This window comes from Anaerotruncus sp. 1XD42-93, from assembly GCF_009917605.1.
GTDB lineage: Bacteria > Bacillota > Clostridia > Oscillospirales > Ruminococcaceae > Anaerotruncus.
The window spans coordinates 1-1,244 of sequence record NZ_QZEG01000180.1 but is presented as its reverse complement, the minus strand read 5'-3'; the positions used below and the strand labels follow the sequence as shown (position 1 = coordinate 1,244).

Here is a 1,244-nt window from a genome sequence, read left to right as displayed (position 1 = left end):
TCATCTGCTGAGACTATCGTCAAAATTTCTCATTTCCATACCTTGCTTAAACGCTTATGAATACAGCTTCTTACTTTAGAGCCATAAAAAGTTGCTTAAAACTAACACTCTCAAAAAACGGCTCTTAAAAACCATAAAAAATCATTTTTATGATTTTTAGTGTACAATATTATAAGCTGTTCGTCAAGTGAAAAATATGTGAAGTAGTATATGTAAAAGTGTAAGATTAAATGAGAAAGAGGATTTTAGCGCAAAGTCCCCCTTTCGCAATCCTTTTTATCTACCGTCCGGCGCATGAATGTTACATATAGCCCAGAACTTTAGCCGATGCCCGCGCCGGGCAGTTTATCAAACAAACCATTCTGGAGGTGGTAAAACCATGACTGGTTATGTCTGGTCACGCAATAAGCGCGGCAGGCTGACAGCAGGTGAAATCTACGATGGACGGATTGTTTATCGGGACGGCACCCCGTATTTCTTCTGTCAAGATAATTCCGGAAAATAGTCTTACCACTCCGGAAACTGGTTTGTGAAAGCGGGTGATCTGTTTGCCAAGCAAGCCCAGAAAAATCTCAAAACCCCAACAAAACGAAAACAGGAGGAATTCTAACATGACCGAAACAACCATTCTCAGCGTCCAGAAAACCGTATTCAAAGGCAAAGACGGTGAACCCGATAAAACTATGTAGAAGGTGTTCTGCGCCAATAGTACCGGTGCAGCTGGAAGCATTTATTCCACCAAAGAACGCTCCGCAGGTGAAGTTGTCCACCTCGACCTCGTGGTGAATCGTGACGGTCGTTTCACTGCAAGGATTATGGATTGAGCCTCTGCCTGCGGCGGGCGGCTTCCATTGTCCGGGAGGCCGCCCCCGTAGGGGGCGCTACTTGATTGCTGCCTCATAATGTCATCACTTTTCAGTGATTGCATAGCGGCCCCCGCTCTGGACTACGAGGTTAAATACAACTGCAAAGTCCGGTACTTTCCAAACAATCAAATCAAGATCACCTGCTTCTCAAAACCGATTTTCAATCCTTTGAAAGCGGGGAAACAGGGAACCGAACCCAAGCACCAGGAATCACTGAAAGAATACGACCCGGAGACAGGCGAAACAGCATACAAATTCGTAGAAGGTGATTTATGTTCTAGATAGCGTCTACACGTGTTAAGCACGGATAGCAGCCCAAATAGCGATACAACGAACATGTATCGCGGCGATAAAAGCATCGGAGGTCTTGGCATAGCG

At 45.1% G+C, this 1,244-nt stretch carries 1 protein-coding gene; it reads left to right on the top strand.

Annotation, left to right across the window (positions count from 1 at the left end; genetic code table 11):
* The first annotated feature begins 379 nt into the window (after nt 1-379).
* Nucleotides 380-505: a hypothetical protein gene (locus D5269_RS18940; RefSeq protein WP_256374393.1), complete on the top strand. Its 126-nt coding sequence runs from the start codon at nt 380-382 to the stop codon at nt 503-505.
* The last annotated feature ends 739 nt before the right edge of the window (nt 506-1,244 follow it).

Bases quoted from the DNA above. Each gene is read 5' to 3' on its own strand.
- D5269_RS18940 (WP_256374393.1), top strand. From the start codon at position 380: ATGACTGGTTATGTCTGGTCACGCAATAAGCGCGGCAGGCTGACAGCA.